We start from the raw sequence: 4837 nt of genomic DNA, 5'->3' as shown, positions 1-4837 counted from the left end.
CCCGCCCCGGCGGCTACTCGTCGTGGGAGTGCCGGTAGCGCCGCCCGCCGTCCCCGTCGACCAGTAGGTAGACGCTGGTGGTGGGCCAGTACTCCCCCGCCTCGGCCGCGGGCAGTTCGGTCCGCAGCGCCATCCGCAGCGCGGGCGGCGGGGCGGCGGCGGGGACGCGCTTGCGGTGGCCGTCCCAGCGGCCGCCGCAGAGTTCGAGGTCGAGGACGACGGGGGTGGTGCTCATTCCGCGATGCTGACAGCGTTCACCCGCCGAGACGGGTTTGAGGACGCCGGTCCACTCGTAGGGGGGACACCCGTCGCACCGGGCTGACGGGCATCCCCCCACACCAGCGCTCCCTACGGGCGCCAGGTGTCGTTCAGCACCACCTTGCCCGAGGCGGGCACCGTCGCGGTCCGGTTGGCCCCGGACTCCCAGGTGACCCCGCCCGAGGCGTCCTTGCGCAGGTACTTGTACGCGAAGGACGTCCCGGCGGGCAGCGCCGCGTCGAGCTTCCACAGCGGGTAGGCGGCCGAGGCTAGCGGCAGCGCGGCGGCCGGGTCCCAGGCGCCGAGGGCGGGGTTGTCCCCGACCACATAGAGGTTCTGCCCCCAACTGGTGGTCGCGTTGACGGCGAAGGACGCCCCGCCGGTAACCGCGGTGCCGCCACCGGGCGCTCCGACGTACAGCGCGACCGCGTCGCCGGCGCCGACGGTGGCGGTGAACCGGCCGTCCGTGCCGACGGTGTAGGACGGACCGGTGCACCCGCCGGCCACCGGGTCGCCGTGCTGGACGTCGCAGTACGAGCCGGCCGGCAGCGAGGTCTGGAAGGTCCGGGCGATCGCGGCGCTCTCCCGGTTGATCGCCACGAAGCCCTTGCCGCCCCGGCCGAAGGCGATCGCGTTGCCGCCGTTGGACCACCAGTCGGTGAGTCCGGTGCCGGCCACCGCGTTGCGGAAGCCGACCATGTTGGCCACCTGCCGCCAGGCGTGGGTGCAGTTCCAGCCGTCCTGGTAGCAGGCGTTGACGGTGCCGCCGTTCGGCGGGCCGTCGTCGTGCCCGGTGAAGGCGTAGCCGGAGTACACGTTGGGCGAGCCGTACGGGTGGGCCAGCATGAAGATGTTGGCCAGGGTGTAGGCGGAGCCGTCCCGGTAGGTCAGCGTGGAGCCGTTGCGCTCGGTGTCCCAGTTGTCGACGAAGGTGCGGGCCTTGTCGCTGGGCAGCAGGCCGCCGCCCCAGCCGGACAGGTCGGCGAGCCGGCCGCCCTGGAAGGCGCTCTTCAGCCAGGTGCCGGAGCGGAACTCGTCGACGTCGCCGGTGCCGGTGTACTCCGAGGGCTGGATCGGCTCGCCGCCGCCGTAGATGACCTCCTGCACCCAGTACGCCTGCGGGTTGGCCGTTTTCGCCTTGATGGCGGCGAGGTCGGCGGCGGCGATGTGCTTGGCGGCGTCGATCCGGTAGCCGTCGACGCCCAGCGAGGCCAGGTCGTTCAGGTAGGCGGCGATCGTCCGCTGGACGTAGGCGCTGCCGGTGTCCAGGTCGGAGAGGTTGACCAGCTCGCAGTTCTGCACCTCGGAGCGGTCGTTGTAGTTGCCGATCGCCCTCCGGCAGGAGTGGAAGTCCTGGTCCTGGTAGTACCCGGGGTAGGTGTACTTGCTGTAGGCGGTGCCGCCGGTGCCGGTGCCGGAACCCGCCGACATGTGGTTGATCACCGAGTCGGCGATCACCTTGACGCCGGCCGCGTGGCAGGTGTCGATCATGTTCTTGAAGGCCGTCCGGTCGCCGAGGCGCCCGGCTATCCGGTAGCTCACCGGCTGGTAGGAGGTCCACCACTGGCTGCCCTGGATGTGCTCCTGGGGCGGCGAGACCTCGACGAAGCCGTAGCCCTTCGGGCCGAGGGTGTCGGTGCAGGCCTTGGCGACCGAGTCGAAGCGCCACTCGAAGAGGGTCGCCGTGACGTCCTTGCCGCCGCCGGGCGGGGCGGCCTGTGCGGTGGGGGCGGCGCCGAGGGCGCCGGTGAGCGAGAGGGCGAGGGCCGCCGAGGCGCCGAGCGCGCCGGCCGCGCGGACGGGCCTGGCGCTGCGGACGGGCCCGGTTCTGCGGGCAGGCCGACGGACGGGAACGGTGGTGACCACGTTGTCTCCTGTGGGGGTGGCTGGGGTGGGGGCAGCCGGGGTACCGCTGATGAAAGCTTGCTGAAACTTTCAGGAAATGTGCTGCGCCGAACTTAGGGTCGCCACCGGAACCCGTCAAGGGGATGGGAGAAAGGTTTCCGCGGGCCCGCAAAGGTCGTGGACGAACCCACAACGAAGGTGCCACCCCAGGAAGGGATGGCACCTGGCCGGTCGGAGGGCTGCCGCCCCGTCAGACCGCGTCCGGCCCGCGCTCGCCGGTACGCACCCGGACCACGGTCTCCACCGGGACCGCCCACACCTTGCCGTCGCCGATCTTCCCGGTCCGGGCGGCCCGGACCACCGCCTCGATCACCAGGTCCGCGTCCTCGTCCTCGACGACGACCTCGATCCGCACCTTGGGCACCAGGTCGATCCGGTACTCGGCACCCCGGTACACCTCGGTGTGCCCGTGCTGGCGGCCGTACCCGCTGGCCTCGCTGACGGTCAGTCCGTGAACCCCGGCGGCCTGCAGCGCGCGCTTGACCTCGTCCAGCTTGAACGGCTTCACGATCGCGGTGATCAGCTTCATGCGGAGGGCGCCTTGTCGGACGGGTGCGCGAGCACGCTGGCGGTGGGGCGGGCCGGGACGGTCCCCTGCCCCAGCACACCGTGGCCCAGGACGCCGTGATCGTACGCGGTCTCGGCGTGCACGGCGAGGTCCAGGCCGGTGAGTTCGTCCTCCTCGCCGGCCCGGAAGCCCATCAGCCGCTCGATCGCCCACCCGATGCCGTAGGTGACCGCGAAGGCGTAGACCGCGACGGCGGCGACGGCCACCAGCTGGCGGCCCAACTGCCCGAACCCGCCGCCGTGCAGCAGCCCCGTCGCGCCGCCGGTCATCGCGGCGGTGGCGAAGAGGCCGATCAGTACGGTGCCGATCGCCCCGGCCACGAAGTGCACGCCCACCACGTCCAGCGAGTCGTCGAAGCCGAAGCGGAACTTCCAGCTCACCGCGTACGAGCAGACCACGCCGGCCGCCAGCCCGATCACCAGGGCGCCGAGCAGGTCGACGCTGCCGCAGGACGGCGTGATCGCGACCAGGCCCGCGACCGCGCCGGAGGCAGCGCCGAGGGTGGTGGCATGGCCGTCCCGGCGCTTCTCGACCAGCAGCCAGCCGAGCAGCCCGGTGCAGCCGGCCGCCTGGGTGTTGAGCAGGGCGGAGGCGGCCAGGCCGTTGGCGCCCAGCGCCGAACCGGCGTTGAAGCCGAACCAGCCGAACCAGAGCAGGCCCGCGCCGAGCAGCACCAGCGGCAGGCTGTGCGGGCGCATCGCCTCCTTGCGGAAGCCGATCCGGGGCCCGAGCAGCAGCGCCAGGGCCAGACCGCTCGCCCCGCAGTTGACCTCGACCACGGTGCCGCCGGCGAAGTCCAGCGCGCCCAGCCGGGCCAGGATCCAGCCGCCGGGCGCGAACACCCAGTGCGCGACCGGCACATAGACCAGCAGCGTCCAGACGGCGGTGAAGGCCACCCAGGCGCCGAACCTGGCCCGGTCCGCGATGGCACCGCTGATCAGCGCGGCGGTGATGATCGCGAAGGTCAGCTGGAAGGTCGCGAACAGCACGGTGGGGACCGTTCCGGTGACCGAGGCGGGCGTGATCCCGGCCATCCCCAGGTGGTCGAGGCCGCCGATCAGCCCCCAGCCGCCGGCGTCCGGGCCGAAGGCGAGCGAGTAGCCGGCCAGCAGCCAGACCACCGTGACCACCGCGATCGAGACGAAGCTCATCATGATCATGTTGAGCACGCTCTTGGCGCGGACCATGCCGCCGTAGAACAGCGCCAGCCCCGGGGTCATCAGGAGCACCAGCGCGGTGGCGGCGAGCAGCCAGGCGGTGTCGCCGGTGTCGATCCCCGCGGCGCGTCGGCGGCCAGGGAGGCGGCACCGGACGCGGCTGCCGACACGGCCGGCGGAACGGCGCCGGGTGCGGCCGCGGACACGGCCAGGGAGGCGGCCAGGAGCATGGGAGGTCCTCCGGAGCTGCGAAGAGGGCAGGTGCCGGAAGTGTGGCGAGAACGGATTACCGGTCGCGGACAGACACGTTTCGCCCGTGTTTCGTGTTGCCCGCCGGTTGCCCCGGGGTGACCGTACGGTTTCCGGAACCTCACAGTCCCGGACCTCGAAGCGCCGGTCCGCAGGCACCCGCCCACGACACAGGGCCCGGCGGTCGCACCCGCCGGGCCCTGCCCTGTCTTACCTGGTTTCCGCCGGGTTCACCGGCGCCGGGTCAGCTCGTGGCGATCGAGGTGTCGTCGATCACGAAGCTGGTCTGCAGCGAGGAGTCCTCGGTGCCGGTGAACTTGAGGGTCACCGTCTGGCCCGCGTAGGCCGACAGGTCGAAGGTGCCGCAGCTGGTAGCCCGCGGCCGCGTCCGCGTTGGAGTAGGTCTTCAGCGTGGTGCCGTTGACCTGGACCGTCAGCTTGTCGTACTGGGTGGTGCCGGACTCGCCGGTGTCGATGTGCAGGTAGAAGCTGAGGGTCGCCTTGCAGCCGGTCGGGACTGGTCACCGTCTGGGACAGCGTGTCGGTGTGGGCGGAGCCGTAGCCGTTCAGCCACGCCTTCCAGGTGCCACCGTGCGGGGCCTGCGAGGCCGACTTGTCGACGACACCGCTGGAGGCGGTCCACGGCGCGGCCGTGCCCGTCTCGAAGCCCGCGTTGCCGAGCAGCTGCGCCGGGGTGCAG

4 protein-coding genes and 1 pseudogene are annotated in these 4837 nt (G+C 72.1%); all 5 read right to left on the bottom strand.

What is annotated here, in order from left to right:
• Positions 1-13 precede the first annotated feature (13 nt).
• Entirely contained in the window at positions 14-235 is a 222-nt protein-coding gene (locus tag VR45_RS10585) for a hypothetical protein (protein ID WP_045939440.1), read from the bottom strand.
• 113 nt (positions 236-348) lie between these two features.
• On the bottom strand, positions 349-2124 hold the full coding sequence (locus tag VR45_RS10580; protein WP_045939439.1) for a carbohydrate-binding module family 20 domain-containing protein: 1776 nt from the start codon (positions 2122-2124) through the stop codon (positions 349-351).
• Positions 2125-2353: 229 nt separating this feature from the next.
• Positions 2354-2692, bottom strand: coding sequence for a P-II family nitrogen regulator (locus VR45_RS10575; protein WP_030391571.1), 339 nt, complete (start codon positions 2690-2692; stop codon positions 2354-2356).
• Entirely contained in the window at positions 2689-3951 is a 1263-nt protein-coding gene (locus tag VR45_RS10570) for an ammonium transporter (protein ID WP_234325925.1), read from the bottom strand. Before VR45_RS10570 ends, VR45_RS10575 begins: the two co-directional genes overlap by 4 nt.
• A gap of 430 nt (positions 3952-4381) precedes the next feature.
• Positions 4382-4837, bottom strand: a pseudogene (locus tag VR45_RS48505) (M4 family peptidase); the annotation flags it as partial.

It is taken from the genome of Streptomyces sp. NRRL S-495 (assembly GCF_000966955.1).
In the GTDB taxonomy this organism is placed as follows: domain Bacteria; phylum Actinomycetota; class Actinomycetes; order Streptomycetales; family Streptomycetaceae; genus Kitasatospora; species Kitasatospora purpeofusca.
The sequence above is the reverse complement of the archived record's forward strand: the minus strand, read 5'-3'. Positions and strand labels throughout refer to the sequence as shown.